At 66.7% G+C, this 12339-nt stretch carries 13 protein-coding genes and 2 pseudogenes; 4 read left to right on the top strand and 11 right to left on the bottom strand.

Going from position 1 to position 12339, the window contains the following annotated elements; translation table 11 throughout:
• The 7 genes and pseudogenes from G3N62_RS31020 to G3N62_RS31050 all read right to left on the bottom strand — a co-directional run.
• A pseudogene (locus tag G3N62_RS31020) lies at positions 1-129 on the bottom strand (SAM-dependent methyltransferase); the annotation flags it as partial.
• 8 nt (positions 130-137) lie between these two features.
• Positions 138-1340 (bottom strand): tryptophan--tRNA ligase, encoded by a 1203-nt coding sequence (locus G3N62_RS31025; RefSeq protein ID WP_006487046.1) that lies wholly within the window; start codon positions 1338-1340, stop codon positions 138-140.
• Positions 1341-1348: 8 nt separating this feature from the next.
• Positions 1349-2011 carry a site-2 protease family protein gene (locus G3N62_RS31030; protein ID WP_034188919.1) on the bottom strand — a complete coding sequence of 221 codons (663 nt, stop codon included), beginning with the start codon at positions 2009-2011 and terminating at the stop codon, positions 1349-1351.
• A 47-nt stretch (positions 2012-2058) separates the two neighbouring features.
• On the bottom strand, positions 2059-2691 hold the full coding sequence (locus G3N62_RS31035; RefSeq protein WP_034188920.1) for an L-threonylcarbamoyladenylate synthase: 633 nt from the start codon (positions 2689-2691) through the stop codon (positions 2059-2061).
• Between the two features lie 69 nt (positions 2692-2760).
• Positions 2761-3591 carry a 3',5'-nucleoside bisphosphate phosphatase gene (locus G3N62_RS31040; protein WP_034188921.1) on the bottom strand — a complete coding sequence of 277 codons (831 nt, stop codon included), beginning with the start codon at positions 3589-3591 and terminating at the stop codon, positions 2761-2763.
• An 82-nt stretch (positions 3592-3673) separates the two neighbouring features.
• Entirely contained in the window at positions 3674-4564 is an 891-nt protein-coding gene (locus G3N62_RS31045; RefSeq protein ID WP_034188922.1) for an alpha/beta hydrolase, read from the bottom strand.
• 141 nt (positions 4565-4705) lie between these two features.
• Positions 4706-5563: a ferritin-like domain-containing protein gene (locus G3N62_RS31050; protein ID WP_124670790.1), complete on the bottom strand. Its 858-nt coding sequence runs from the start codon at positions 5561-5563 to the stop codon at positions 4706-4708.
• A 143-nt stretch (positions 5564-5706) separates the two neighbouring features.
• Here G3N62_RS31050 and G3N62_RS31055 point away from each other — a divergent pair, with 143 nt between their 5' ends.
• The 3 genes from G3N62_RS31055 to G3N62_RS31065 all read left to right on the top strand — a co-directional run bounded on the left by G3N62_RS31055 (position 5707) and on the right by G3N62_RS31065 (position 7698).
• On the top strand, positions 5707-6231 hold the full coding sequence (locus tag G3N62_RS31055; protein WP_034188924.1) for a gamma carbonic anhydrase family protein: 525 nt from the start codon (positions 5707-5709) through the stop codon (positions 6229-6231).
• A 25-nt stretch (positions 6232-6256) separates the two neighbouring features.
• On the top strand, positions 6257-7207 hold the full coding sequence (gene hslO / locus G3N62_RS31060; protein WP_034188925.1) for an Hsp33 family molecular chaperone HslO: 951 nt from the start codon (positions 6257-6259) through the stop codon (positions 7205-7207).
• Between the two features lie 134 nt (positions 7208-7341).
• Positions 7342-7698 carry a hypothetical protein gene (locus G3N62_RS31065; protein WP_049034861.1) on the top strand — a complete coding sequence of 119 codons (357 nt, stop codon included), beginning with the start codon at positions 7342-7344 and terminating at the stop codon, positions 7696-7698.
• Between the two features lie 87 nt (positions 7699-7785).
• Here the strand turns inward: G3N62_RS31065 and ftsB are convergent, their stop codons facing one another.
• The 4 genes from ftsB to G3N62_RS31085 all read right to left on the bottom strand — a co-directional run bounded on the left by ftsB (position 7786) and on the right by G3N62_RS31085 (position 12139).
• Entirely contained in the window at positions 7786-8211 is a 426-nt protein-coding gene (gene ftsB / locus G3N62_RS31070; RefSeq protein WP_034188927.1) for a cell division protein FtsB, read from the bottom strand.
• A gap of 81 nt (positions 8212-8292) precedes the next feature.
• On the bottom strand, positions 8293-9576 hold the full coding sequence (eno, locus tag G3N62_RS31075) for a phosphopyruvate hydratase (RefSeq protein ID WP_006478406.1): 1284 nt from the start codon (positions 9574-9576) through the stop codon (positions 8293-8295).
• 106 nt (positions 9577-9682) lie between these two features.
• On the bottom strand, positions 9683-10537 hold the full coding sequence (gene kdsA / locus G3N62_RS31080; RefSeq protein WP_034188928.1) for a 3-deoxy-8-phosphooctulonate synthase: 855 nt from the start codon (positions 10535-10537) through the stop codon (positions 9683-9685).
• Between the two features lie 3 nt (positions 10538-10540).
• Positions 10541-12139 (bottom strand): CTP synthase, encoded by a 1599-nt coding sequence (locus tag G3N62_RS31085; protein WP_346778209.1) that lies wholly within the window; start codon positions 12137-12139, stop codon positions 10541-10543.
• Between G3N62_RS31085 and G3N62_RS36470 the strand changes: the two are divergent.
• Positions 12026-12339: pseudogene (locus G3N62_RS36470) on the top strand (hypothetical protein); the annotation flags it as partial. The gene G3N62_RS31085 and the pseudogene G3N62_RS36470 overlap by 114 nt on opposite strands.

Below are 12339 nucleotides of genomic sequence, written 5' to 3' on the forward strand. Positions count from 1 at the left end.
CCCGCCGCCCGCGGCGACGTCGAGCACCGCGCCGCCGGCCGGCACGAGCCGCGACCATTGCGCGACCCAGCGCGACGGCTCGGCCTGAGCGGCGTGGCCGCCTGCGGCGGCGATGACGGATTCGCTCATGCGCCGGATCAGTTGTACGACAGGCCCATCGCGTCGCGCACGTCGCGCATCGTTTCCGTCGCGTACTTGCGTGCCTTGTCGCAACCGTCCGCGACGATCGCGCGCAGCAGCGACGGATCGTCCATGTACTTCTGCGCGCGCTCGAGCATCGGCTGCTGTTCGCGCAGGATGCCCTCGACGACCGGCTGCTTGCAGTCGAGGCAACCGATGCCCGCCGAGCGGCAGCCCTTCTGCACCCACTCGTGCGTCGCTTCGTCCGTATAGACCTGGTGCAGCTGCCACACCGGGCACTTGTCGGGATCGCCCGGATCGGTGCGGCGCACGCGCGCGGGGTCGGTCGGCATCGTGCGGACCTTCTTCGTGATCGTCTCGGCGTCTTCGCGCAGGCCGATCGTGTTGCCGTACGACTTCGACATCTTCTGCCCGTCGAGACCCGGCATCCGCGATGCCTCGGTCAGCAGCGCCTGCGGCTCGACCAGGATGATCTTGCGCGCACCCTCGAGATAGCCGAACAGACGCTCGCGGTCGCTCATCGACAGGCTCTGCGATTCCTGCAGCATCGCGCGCGCCTGTTCGAGCGCCTCGTCGTCGCCCTCCTGCTGATACGCGTTGCGCAGTTCGTGATAGAGCTTCGCGCGCTTGCCGCCGAGCTTCTTCGCGGCTTCGAGCGCCTTCTCCTCGAAGCCCGGCTCGCGGCCGTACAGGTAGTTGAAGCGGCGCGCGATCTCGCGCGTCATCTCGACGTGCGGCACCTGATCCTCGCCGACCGGCACGAGCGAGCCGCGATACAGCAGGATGTCGGCCGCCATCAGCACCGGGTAGCCGAGGAAGCCGTAGGTGGACAGGTCCTTGTCCTTCAGCTTCTCCATCTGCTCCTTGTAGGTCGGCACGCGTTCGAGCCAGCCGAGCGGCGTGCTCATGCCGAGCAGCAGCGCGAGTTCCGCGTGCTCGGGCACCTTGCTCTGGATGAACAGCGTCGCCTGCGCCGGATCGATGCCGGATGCGAGCCAGTCGATCAGCACGTCCCACACGTTCTTCTCGATGACCTCGGGCGTCTCGTAGTGCGTCGTCAGCGCATGCCAGTCGACGACGCAGAAGAAACACGGGTACTCGGACTGCAGCTTCACCCAGTTTTTCAGCACGCCGTGGTAATGACCGAGGTGCAGCGACCCGGTAGGTCGCATGCCGGAGAAAATACGTTCTGGGAACATGATTGTCGTTAGAAAAGCGAGGCGAATGGGGACAGGATGGCGCTCAGGACGGCATAACCGACGTTGACGAGCGGGCGCAGCCAGAAGTTCGTCAGCACGCCCGTCGCGACCAGCGCGAGGACGATGATGAAACCGTACGGCTCGATGCGCGACAGCGCGATCGATTGCTTCGGCGGCAGCAGCGCCGCCAGGATACGGCCGCCGTCGAGCGGCGGCAGCGGAAACAGGTTCAGCACGCCGAGCACGAGGTTCGCGCTGACGCCGGCGAACGCCATCCGCGTGAAGAACGGCTCGTCGATGCCGACGGCGGGCAGCACGAGGGTCAGCAGGCCCCAGACCAGCGCCTGCACGAAGTTGCAGGCCGGACCCGCGAGCGATACCCACAGGCTGCCCCAGCGCGGATTGCGCAAATTGCCGAACGAAACCGGCACCGGCTTCGCATAGCCGAACAGGAACGCGCCGCCCGTCACGAAGTACATCACGAGCGGGATCGCGATCGTGCCCAGCGGATCGATGTGGCGCATCGGGTTGAACGACACGCGCCCCATCACGTAGGCGGTGTTGTCGCCGAGCAGGCGGGCGGCGTAGCCGTGCGCGGCCTCGTGCAGCGTGATCGCGAAGATCACGGGCAGCGCGTAGACGGCGATGGTCTGTATCAGGGAAGCATCCATATCGCGTTATTGTAACAAGCGCATTCGCGCAAAATTGAACGACCCGCTCAGGCGGCCGAGAGGCCGAACGGTTCCAGCGCGCCGCGCCCCGCACGCACGAGCTCCGGCGCGTCGCCGGTCAGGTCGATCACCGTCGACGGTTCGCGCGGGCAGGCGCCGCCGTCGATCACGAGGTCGACCTGTTTCTCGAGCCGCGTGCGGATTTCCTCGGGATCGTTGAGCGGCTCGTCGTCCGGCGGCAGGATCAGCGTCGTGCCGAGCAGCGGCTGGCCGAGCGACTCCAGCAGCGCGAGCGTGATCGCGTGGTCGGGCACGCGCAGCCCGATCGTCTTGCGCGACGGATGCGACAGCCGGCGCGGCACTTCCTTGGTCGCCTGCAGGATGAACACGTACGGGCCCGGCGTCACCGACTTGATCTGCCGGTACTGGCGGTTGTCGACCATCGCGAAGTTGGCCAGCTCCGACAGGTCGCGCACGAGCAGCGACAGGTGCTGCTTCTCGTCGAGGCCGCGAATCCGGCGCACGCGCTCGACCGCATCCTTGTCGTCGAGATGGCACGCGAGCGCATAGCTCGAATCGGTCGGCATCGCGATCACGCCGCCCTTGCTGATGATCTCCACGGCCTGCTTGATCAGGCGCGGCTGCGGATTATCCGGATGAATCCTGAAGAACTGGGACATGGGGGTACGTAAAGGGGGATGAATCGGCAACGCACGGCGGCGGCACGGGCGGCGCTCCGCCGCCCGGCGTCAGAGCCAGCGCTCCCAGACCGGCGTGAGGTCGGACGGCAACGGCGGCAGGCTGCCGAGCTCGACGCGGCCCTCGCCCGGCGCATGGAAATCGGAGCCGCGCGACACTTCGAAGCCGAAGCGACGCGCGACGTCCGCGTATTCGCGGTACTGGTCGGGCGTATGGCTGCCCGTGATGACTTCGATCGCGCGGCCGCCCAGATCGATGAACTCGCCAAAGAAGGCGTCGAATTCGACGGGCGTGTACCGGTAGCGGCCCGGATGCGCGACCACGGCTTCGCCGCCCGCCGTACGGATCCAGCCGACCGCGTCGGACAGCGATGCCCAGCGATGCGGGACGAAGCCGGGCTTGCCGTCGCCGAGCAGGCGGTCGAACACGTCGGACGTCGATTCGGCGTGGCCGTTCTCGACGAGAAAGCGCGCGAAATGCGTACGCGAGATCAGGTCGGGATTCGACACGTACTTCAGCGCGCCGTCGTATGCACCGGGAATGCCGAGCGTCGCAAGCTGCTCGCCGATCGCCACCGCGCGGGCCGCACGACCGTGGCGCGTACGGTACAGGCCGTCGACCAGCGCCGGGTTCGCGGGATCGATGTTCAGGCCGACGATGTGCACGGTGCGCGACGCCCACGTGACCGAAATCTCGACACCGCTCAGGTAGCGCATGCCGAGCGCTTCCGCCTCGCTGCGTGCCGCTGCCTGGCCGCCGATTTCATCGTGGTCGGTCAGCGCCCACAGGGTCACGCCGCCCGCATGTGCGCGGCGCGCGACGTCGGCAGGCGACAGCAACCCGTCGGAAACATTGGAATGGCAGTGGAGATCGGCGTTCATTGTCGGTATGGCAGGTAAGGCTTCATTCTACTGCAACGCGGCAATTGCGCCGCCCGCCTGCCCTGCCGCCGGCGTCGCGCGCCTACGCGCAGAACGCCTCGATCAGCGCCGCGACCTGCTCGGGCTGGTCGTGATGCACCATGTGACCGGCGTCCTCGACGAGCTTTTCGCGCCAGTCGGGGAACGCGGCGAAGCGCGCCTTGAACTCGGGCAGCGGGATGTCGCCGGCGATGTGCGCGAGCGTCGGCGAGTTGACGGCTTCGACGTGCAGCACCTTCGCGCGCACCTGCTTCCACGTGGCCATCACCTCGTCGAGCCGGTACAGCAGCGGGCCCGGCATCTTGTGCGCCGGGTCGGCCAACAGGTGGTAGAGACCGTCGTCGCCGCGCGTCGACCAATGCTCGGCGAGGAATGCGGCCCGGCGCGGGGCGAGCCGCGGATTGGTCTTGATCAGGCGCGCCGCCACGTCGTCGAGGGACGCGTAGGGCCGCAACGCGGGCGGCTCGCGCAGCTCGTCCAGCCAGCCGCGCAACCGGCGCGGCGCCTGTTCGGCACGCGCGGGCGCGAGCCCGAAGCCTTCGAGGTCGACCACGCGCCGCACGCGTTCCGGCCGAGCGCCGGCGTACAGGCACACGACGTTCGCACCCATGCTGTGGCCGACCAGGTTGACTTCGCCGCCCGGCGCATAGTGGTCGACGAGCGCATCGAGATCGCCCAGGTATTCGTGGAACCAGTAGTGGCCGCCGCCCTGCCGGGCGACCGGCCAGTCGGACAGCCCGAAACCGCGCGCATCGGGCGCGATCACCTGCCAGTCGCCCGCGAGCGCATCGACGACGAACTGGAACGACGCCGCGACGTCCATCCAGCCGTGCAGCATGAACAGCGTCGGCGCATCGGGCCGGCCCCAGCGCCGCACATGCAGCCGGACGCCGCGCACCGTGACGAAATCGGAAACAGAACTCGAGGCACTCATTGCAGCCGCCAAAAAAAGAATGGTCGTTCGATTATAGCGGCGGCGCTTCCGTTCCGGCGGCCCGCAATCGAGGCCGCGCTCTAGCGGCGGCGGCATTCGAGCGGCCGCCGGCTCGCACCGCCGGCCGGGCGCGCGGGTCGGCTAACGTGCCGCGTGTGCGTCCGCGGCGTCCTGCGCGGTCAGTTCGTCGAGTTCGGCCTGCTCGAAGCCGGCATCGCGCCGCGCGTCGACATTGAACGGGCCGCGCAGCCGCGGCGCATGGTATTGCCCGGCAAGCTGCCGGTAGGTCGGCACCGGATCGCGGCCGGCTGCGTCGCACAGATGCCGGAACCAGCGGTTGCCGATCGCGACATGGCCGATCTCGTCGCGCAGGATCACGTCGAGGATCGCGGCCGACGCGTCATCGCCCGCCTGCACGAGCCGCGCCCGGATCGGCGGCGAGGCATCGAGCCCGCGCGCCTCGAGCGTGCGCGGCACGAGCGCCATGCGCGCCAGCACGTCGCCCTTGGTCCGCTCGCACATCTCCCACAGTCCGTTGTGCGCGGGAAAATCGCCGTACCCATGCCCGAATGCCGCCAGCCGGTCGGACAGCAGCGTGAAGTGATAGGCCTCCTCGGCCGCCACCTTCAGCCAGTCCGCGTAGAACGCATCCGGCTGGCCCGCGAAGCGCCAGACCGCGTCGAGCGCCAGGTTGATCGCGTTGAATTCGATATGGGCGAGCGCGTGCAGCAGCACCGCGCGCCCTTCGGGCGAACGCATGCTGCGCCGTTGGAGCTGGCGCGGCTCGACGAGCGGCGGGCGGTCCGGACGTCCGGGCAGGTCGGCCGGTTCAGGCAACGCGAGCGACGGTGCGATCGTGGCCTGCCCGGCCCGCAGCGCATCGTGCAGCGCGCGGACCCGGGCTGCCTTCGCCGCCGGTTCGGACAGGCACAGCGCATCGAGCGCCACGCGGCGCACGCAGGCCGGCGCGATGCCGGAAGAAGAAGACTCCATGCTCATAAACGGGGACACCTTGCGTACGCGTCGCGGGAGCACCTGCACGCGACGGTTTACAATATGCGTTTGTTCCGCGGCGCCACGCGCCGGGCAAACCGGACGCGCCATTTTACCGGCGCCCCTCATCGAAGAGACAAGGAGACTCCGTGACGATCTACAAGCTGGGCGAGACGGCCCCGACGATCCACGAAAGCGTGTTCGTCGCCGATACGGCGGCCATCATCGGCAAGGTCGTGCTCGAGGAGAATTCGAGCGTGTGGTTCGGCGCGACGATTCGCGGCGACAACGAGACCATCGCCGTCGGTGCGGGCAGCAACGTCCAGGAAGGGGCGGTCCTGCATACGGACCCGGGCTTTCCGCTGACGATTGCCGAAAACGTGACGATCGGGCACCAGGCGATGCTGCACGGCTGCACGATCGGCGAAGGTTCGCTGATCGGGATCCAGGCGGTGGTCTTGAATGGAGCGGTCATCGGCCGCAACTGTCTGGTGGGTGCCGGCGCGGTCGTGACGGAAGGCAAGACGTTCCCGGACAACTCGCTGATTCTCGGCGCGCCGGCGAAAGTCGTGCGCGAGCTGTCGGCGGAAGACATCGCGCGGCTGCGCGCGAACGCGAAGACGTATGTCGAGCGGCGCGCGCATTTCAAGGAGCAACTCGTGCGGATCGGGTGATTCGCGCGGATTTCAAGGAAGAAGAGTGAGCGACCAGTTACAGAAATTCATGTTCAATGCGGCGCCCGTGCGCGGCGAGATCGTTTCGCTGCGCAATACGTGGCAGGAAGTGCTCGCCCGCCGCGACTACCCCGCCCCGGTGCGCACGGTGCTCGGCGAGATGATGGCCGCGTGCGCGCTGCTGTCCGCGAACCTGAAATTTCACGGCACCCTGATCATGCAGATCTTCGGCGACGGGCCGGTCCAGATGCTGGTCGTCCAGTGCGGCTCGGATCTGTCGATGCGGGCTACCGCGAAATTCGCCGGCGACGCGGCGCAGACGATCGGCGACGACACGAGCTTCGCGTCGCTCGTCAACGCGAGCGGCCACGGCCGTTGCGTGATCACGCTCGACCCGGCCGACAAGCTGCCGGGCCAGCAGCCGTACCAGGGCATCGTGCCGCTGAACGGCGTCGACGGTCCGCTCGAATCGGTGTCGCAGGTACTCGAGCACTACATGCATCACTCGGAGCAGCTCGACACGCGGCTGTGGCTCGCGGCCGATCGCGACCGCGCGGTCGGCATGCTGCTGCAGAAGCTGCCGGGCGACGGCGGCATCGTGCCGCGCAACGCCGAAACCGATATCGACACGTGGGAGCGCGTCTGTACGCTCGGCGGTACGCTGTCCGCGAAGGAGCTGCTCGAGGTCGAACCGGAAGTCGTGTTCCGCCGGCTGTTCTGGCAGGAAAACGTGCAGCACTTCGAGCCGGCCGGCACGCGCTTCCAGTGCTCGTGCTCGCGCGAGAAGGTCGGCGCGATGCTGCGCATGCTCGGCCGCGAGGAAGTCGACAGCGTGATCGTCGAGCGCGGCCACGTCGAGATCCACTGCGAGTTCTGCAACCAGCGCTACGAATTCGATCCCGTCGACGTCGCGCAGCTGTTCGCGGCGCCCGGCGTCGAGACCGGCATCGCGCCGGCAACCGACCAGCGTCACTGAGCGGCGTGCCCGTGCCCGCCACCCGGGCACGGGCGCATAATGACGCACGAGCGCCGCACGCACGGTTCTGGCGCCGGAGGCCCGGCCTTCGGCGCACACCGCTTCCCGCCGTCGGCGCGCTGCAGGAGAAACACATGAATCGCCTCCGCCCGTTTCGCCCCCTCATCCTGACGAGCGTCGCCGCCGGCACGCTCGCGCTCGCCGGCTGCGCGATGCCGCCGCCGACTTCCACGATCCTGAGCCGCCTGCCCGAGCCGGGCGCGTCGAACGGCCGCCCGCCCGCGCTGTCGAGCGCCGAACGCAAGCGCTACGACGAAATCGACCAGCAGGTCCTGCGCGAACAGAACAGCGCGATCGCAGCCGAGGCCGCCGCGCGCGCATGGGCGTACTACTCGCCGCCACCCGTGACGGTCTACGGCGGGTATTACGGCGGATGGGGAAATCGCTGGGGAACCGGTATCGGCTACGGCTACCCGGGCTGGTGGTGGTAAGCCGTCAATCGATCGATTGATGCCTGGCAGGAAATAAAAAAGCGCGGTATTTCCCGCGCTTTTTCAATGGATTCGACCGTATCGCGATCAGTGATGCGCTGACTTGCCCTTGTCGCCGCCATGGTGCCGCGACGGCTTCGCGATCGACTGCGGATTCGGCACGACACGCACCGGCGCCGCGGAGACGGTACCGCGCGTCGACGTGTTCGACGGCGTGTTGTTCAGCGGCCCCGCAGGCGCATTGGGCGACACGAACTGCACGAACACCTCGCCGTCCTTCACCATGCCCATCTCGTAGCGCGCACGCTCCTCGATGGCCGCGGTGCCGCTCTGCAGATCCTGCACTTCGCCGGCCGTGCGCTCGTTGCGCAGCTTCTCGTCCGCATTCTTCTGGAGCTGGTCGTCGAGCTGCTGACGCAATTCATGCACCCGCAGCCAGCCGCCGTGTCCCCACCATAGGGGGTACTGAATGAGCGCCAGCAAGGCAATCAGGACGACAGTGACAAGCCGCATGTAAGAGACGCAGATATAAGAAGCGCCGCTCCGCGCACGAGCACAGAGCGGCGTCGATATGACGAACCCGATAGTAGCGCGTTAGCGCAGGTTATAGAAAGCCGATTTACCCGGGTAGCTCGCGATGTCGCCGAGATCTTCCTCGATGCGCAGCAGCTGGTTGTACTTCGAGATGCGGTCGCTGCGCGACAGCGAACCCGTCTTGATCTGACCGGCGTTCAGCCCGACCGCGATGTCCGCGATCGTCGAATCTTCCGTTTCGCCCGAGCGGTGCGAGATCACGGCCGTGTAGCCCGCGCGCTTCGCCATTTCGATCGCCGCGAACGTTTCGGTCAGCGTACCAATCTGGTTGATCTTGATGAGGATCGAGTTCGCGATGCCCTTCTCGATGCCTTCCTTCAGGATGCGCGTGTTGGTGACGAACAGGTCGTCGCCGACCAGCTGCACCTTCTTGCCGAGACGGTCGGTCAGCAGCTTCCAGCCGTCCCAGTCGCTTTCGTGCATGCCGTCCTCGATCGACACGATCGGGAACTTGTCGGCGAGCGTCGCGAGGTAGTCGGTGAATTCGGCCGACGACAGTTGCAGGCCTTCGCCCGCGAGCTGGTACTTGCCGTCGTGATAGAACTCGGATGCCGCGCAGTCGAGCGCGAGCAGCACGTCTTCGCCCGCACGGTAGCCGGCCTTCTCGATCGCCTGCAGGATCGTCGACAGGCACTCGTCGTTGCTGCCGAAGTTCGGCGCGAAGCCGCCTTCGTCGCCGACCGCCGTGCTCATGCCGCGGTCGCTCAGGATCTTCTTCAGCGCATGGAACACTTCCGCGCCGCAACGCAGGGCTTCACGGAACGTCGGCTGGCTGACCGGGACGATCATGAATTCCTGGATGTCGAGGCTGTTGTTCGCGTGCGCGCCGCCGTTGACGATGTTCATCATCGGCACCGGCAACTGCATGGCGCCCGAACCGCCGAAGTAGCGGTACAGCGGCAGGCCGGCCTCTTCGGCGGCCGCCTTCGCGACGGCCATCGACACGGCCAGCATCGCGTTCGCGCCGAGGCGCGACTTGTTGTCGGTGCCGTCCAGCTCGAGCAGCGTCTTGTCGAGGAACGCCTGTTCCGACGCGTCGAGGCCCATGATGGCTTCGGAGATTTCGGTGTTGATGTGCTCGACGGCCTTCAGCACGCCCTTGCCGTTGTAGCGGCCGGCTTCGCCGTCGCGCAGTTCGATCGCTTCACGCGAGCCGGTGGACGCGCCCGACGGCACCGCCGCGCGGCCCATCGTGCCCGATTCGAGCAGCACGTCGCATTCGACGGTGGGGTTGCCGCGCGAATCCAGAATCTCGCGGCCGATGATATCTACGATGGCACTCATGGGTTTCCTCTGAGAATGACGATGGATTCTTCAAACTGCGACGGCGCGCGCGCCGAAACCGCTTTCGCTACAGACGCGCGAAGCCGTCGCAAGGTTCATTCGATCTTTAATTGAAATCGTTTTCCAGGAACGGATTGCGCTTCACCGCCTGGTCGAGCGTGACGAGCGTCTCCAGCAACGCGCCCATCCGGTTCAGCGGCACCGCGTTCGGGCCGTCCGACTTCGCTTCCGCCGGATTCGGGTGCGTTTCCATGAAGAGGCCGGCGACACCCGTCGCGACCGCCGCACGCGCGAGCACCGGCACGAATTCGCGCTGGCCGCCCGAGCTCGTACCCTGCCCGCCCGGCAACTGCACCGAGTGGGTCGCGTCGAACACGACCGGCGCGTGCGTCTCGCGCATGATCGCGAGCGAGCGCATGTCCGACACGAGATTGTTGTAGCCGAACGAGACGCCGCGCTCGCACGCCATGAAGCGGTCTTCCGACAGCCCCGCTTCGCGTGCCGCGTCGCGCGCCTTGTCGATCACGTTCTTCATGTCGTGCGGCGCGAGGAACTGGCCCTTCTTGATGTTCACGGGCTTGCCCGAGCGCGCGCATGCGTGGATGAAGTCGGTCTGGCGGCACAGGAACGCCGGCGTCTGCAGCACGTCGACGACCGACGCGACCTGCTCGATCTCGTCGATCGCGTGCACGTCGGTCAGCACCGGCAGGCCGAGCTGGCGCTTCACCTCGGCGAGGATCCGCAGGCCTTCGTCCATTCCGAGGCCGCGGAACGACTTGCCCGAGCTGCGGTTCGCCTTGTCGTAGGACGACTTGTAGATGAACGGAACGTTCAGCTTCTCGCAGATCTCCTTCAGGCGGCCCGCCGTGTCGATCGTCATTTGCTCCGATTCGACGACGCAGGTACCCGCGATCAGGAAGAAAGGCTTGTCGAGACCGACCTCGAAATCGCACAGCTTCATGCTTTACACTCCGCGCGCTTGCTTGTTGGCGAGCGCGGCTTCGACGAACGACTTGAAGAGGGGATGGCCGTCGCGCGGCGTGGACGTGAATTCCGGGTGGAACTGGACGCCGACGAACCACGGGTGCATCGAGCGCGGCAGCTCCATCATTTCCGGCAGATCCTCGCTCGGGGTACGGGCGCTGATGATAAGGCCGCCGGCTTCGAGCTGGGGCACGAAGCGGTTATTCACTTCATAACGATGGCGATGGCGTTCGTTCACGTCCTTGCCATAGATTTCTTCCGCCATCGTGCCCGGCTTGATCGGGCAACGCTGCGAACCCAGGCGCATCGTGCCGCCGAGGTCGGATTCCTCGGTGCGCGTCTCGACCTTGCCTTCGCGGTCGTACCATTCGGTGATCAGCGCGACCACGCGCTCCGGCGTGTCCGGATCGAATTCCGTGCTGTTCGCCTGCTTCAGGCCAACGACGTCGCGCGCGAATTCGATCACCGCGAGCTGCATGCCGAGGCAGATGCCGAGGTACGGCACCTTCGACTCGCGCGCGTAGCGGATCGCCGCGATCTTGCCTTCCGTGCCGCGACGGCCGAAACCGCCCGGCACCAGCACGGCGTCGAGATGCTTCAGGCTGTCGACACCGTTCGTCTCGATCTCTTCCGAGTCGATGTACTCGATGTTGACCTTGGTCGACGTATGCAGCGATGCGTGGCGCAGCGCCTCGATCAGCGACTTGTACGACTCGGTCAGGTCGACGTACTTGCCGACCATGCCGATCGTCACTTCGTGCTTCGGGTTCTCGAGCTTCTCGACGAGCGCCGACCACATGCTCAGGTCGGCGTCCTTCGGCGACAGCTTCAGCTCGTCGCAGATGATGCGGTCGAGGCCCTGGTCGTGCAGCATCTGCGGAATCTTGTAGATGCTGTCGGCGTCCCACACCGAGATCACGGCGTCTTCCGGCACGTTCGAGAACATCGAGATCTTCTTCGATTCGTCGTCGGGGATGCGGCGATCCGCACGGCACAGCAGCACGTGCGGCAGGATGCCGATCTCGCGCAGCTTCTGCACGCTGTGCTGGGTCGGCTTCGTCTTCAGCTCGCCCGCCGTCGCGACGTATGGCACCAGCGTCAGGTGCACGAAGCACGCGCTGTTGCGGCCGAGGCGCAGGCTCATCTGGCGCGCAGCCTCGAGGAACGGCAGCGACTCGATGTCGCCGACCGTGCCGCCGATCTCGACGATCGCGACATCCGGCTCGCCGCAGGTGGCCGACGCGGCCCCGCGCTCGATGAACGCCTGGATTTCGTTCGTGATGTGCGGAATGACCTGCACGGTCTTGCCGAGATAGTCGCCGCGGCGTTCCTTGCGGATCACCGATTCGTAGATCTGGCCGGTCGTGAAGTTGTTGGCCTTGCGCATCTTCGTGCTGATGAAGCGCTCATAGTGGCCGAGGTCGAGGTCGGTCTCCGCCCCGTCTTCCGTCACGAACACTTCCCCGTGCTGGAACGGGCTCATCGTGCCGGGGTCGACGTTGATGTACGGATCGAGTTTGAGGAGGGTGACTTTCAGACCGCGCGATTCAAGGATCGCGGCGAGGGAAGCGGCGGCAATACCCTTGCCAAGGGAAGAAACTACGCCGCCGGTGACGAAAACATATTTGGTCATCGCTGGATGCTCGCGGGAAAAACGGATTATACCGTAAAGCCCGCCCTTTTCTCAGCAATTGCCGTGGTGATCGCGCCCTTTCGCGCCGGCCCGCGTCAGCCGTACGCGCCGCGGAAAACCGGCCGGCCGGGCAACGCGGCCGGCCG

This window comes from Burkholderia sp. Tr-20355, assembly GCF_017104685.1.
Taxonomy (GTDB): Bacteria; Pseudomonadota; Gammaproteobacteria; order Burkholderiales; family Burkholderiaceae; genus Burkholderia; species Burkholderia seminalis.

What these genes read in the sequence shown, in the direction of transcription:
- G3N62_RS31040 (WP_034188921.1), bottom strand. Translation starts at nt 3,591, where the DNA reads ATGAACGCCGATCTCCACTGCCATTCCAATGTTTCCGACGGGTTGCTG.
- G3N62_RS31065 (WP_049034861.1), top strand. Translation starts at nt 7,342, where the DNA reads ATGAATCGCCTCCGCCCGTTTCGCCCCCTCATCCTGACGAGCGTCGCC.
- G3N62_RS31050 (WP_124670790.1), bottom strand. Translation starts at nt 5,563, where the DNA reads ATGAGCATGGAGTCTTCTTCTTCCGGCATCGCGCCGGCCTGCGTGCGC.
- G3N62_RS31035 (WP_034188920.1), bottom strand. Translation starts at nt 2,691, where the DNA reads ATGTCCCAGTTCTTCAGGATTCATCCGGATAATCCGCAGCCGCGCCTG.
- G3N62_RS31025 (WP_006487046.1), bottom strand. Translation starts at nt 1,340, where the DNA reads ATGTTCCCAGAACGTATTTTCTCCGGCATGCGACCTACCGGGTCGCTG.
- eno (WP_006478406.1), bottom strand. Translation starts at nt 9,576, where the DNA reads ATGAGTGCCATCGTAGATATCATCGGCCGCGAGATTCTGGATTCGCGC.
- G3N62_RS31045 (WP_034188922.1), bottom strand. Translation starts at nt 4,564, where the DNA reads ATGAGTGCCTCGAGTTCTGTTTCCGATTTCGTCACGGTGCGCGGCGTC.
- kdsA (WP_034188928.1), bottom strand. Translation starts at nt 10,537, where the DNA reads ATGAAGCTGTGCGATTTCGAGGTCGGTCTCGACAAGCCTTTCTTCCTG.
- G3N62_RS31030 (WP_034188919.1), bottom strand. Translation starts at nt 2,011, where the DNA reads ATGGATGCTTCCCTGATACAGACCATCGCCGTCTACGCGCTGCCCGTG.
- ftsB (WP_034188927.1), bottom strand. Translation starts at nt 8,211, where the DNA reads ATGCGGCTTGTCACTGTCGTCCTGATTGCCTTGCTGGCGCTCATTCAG.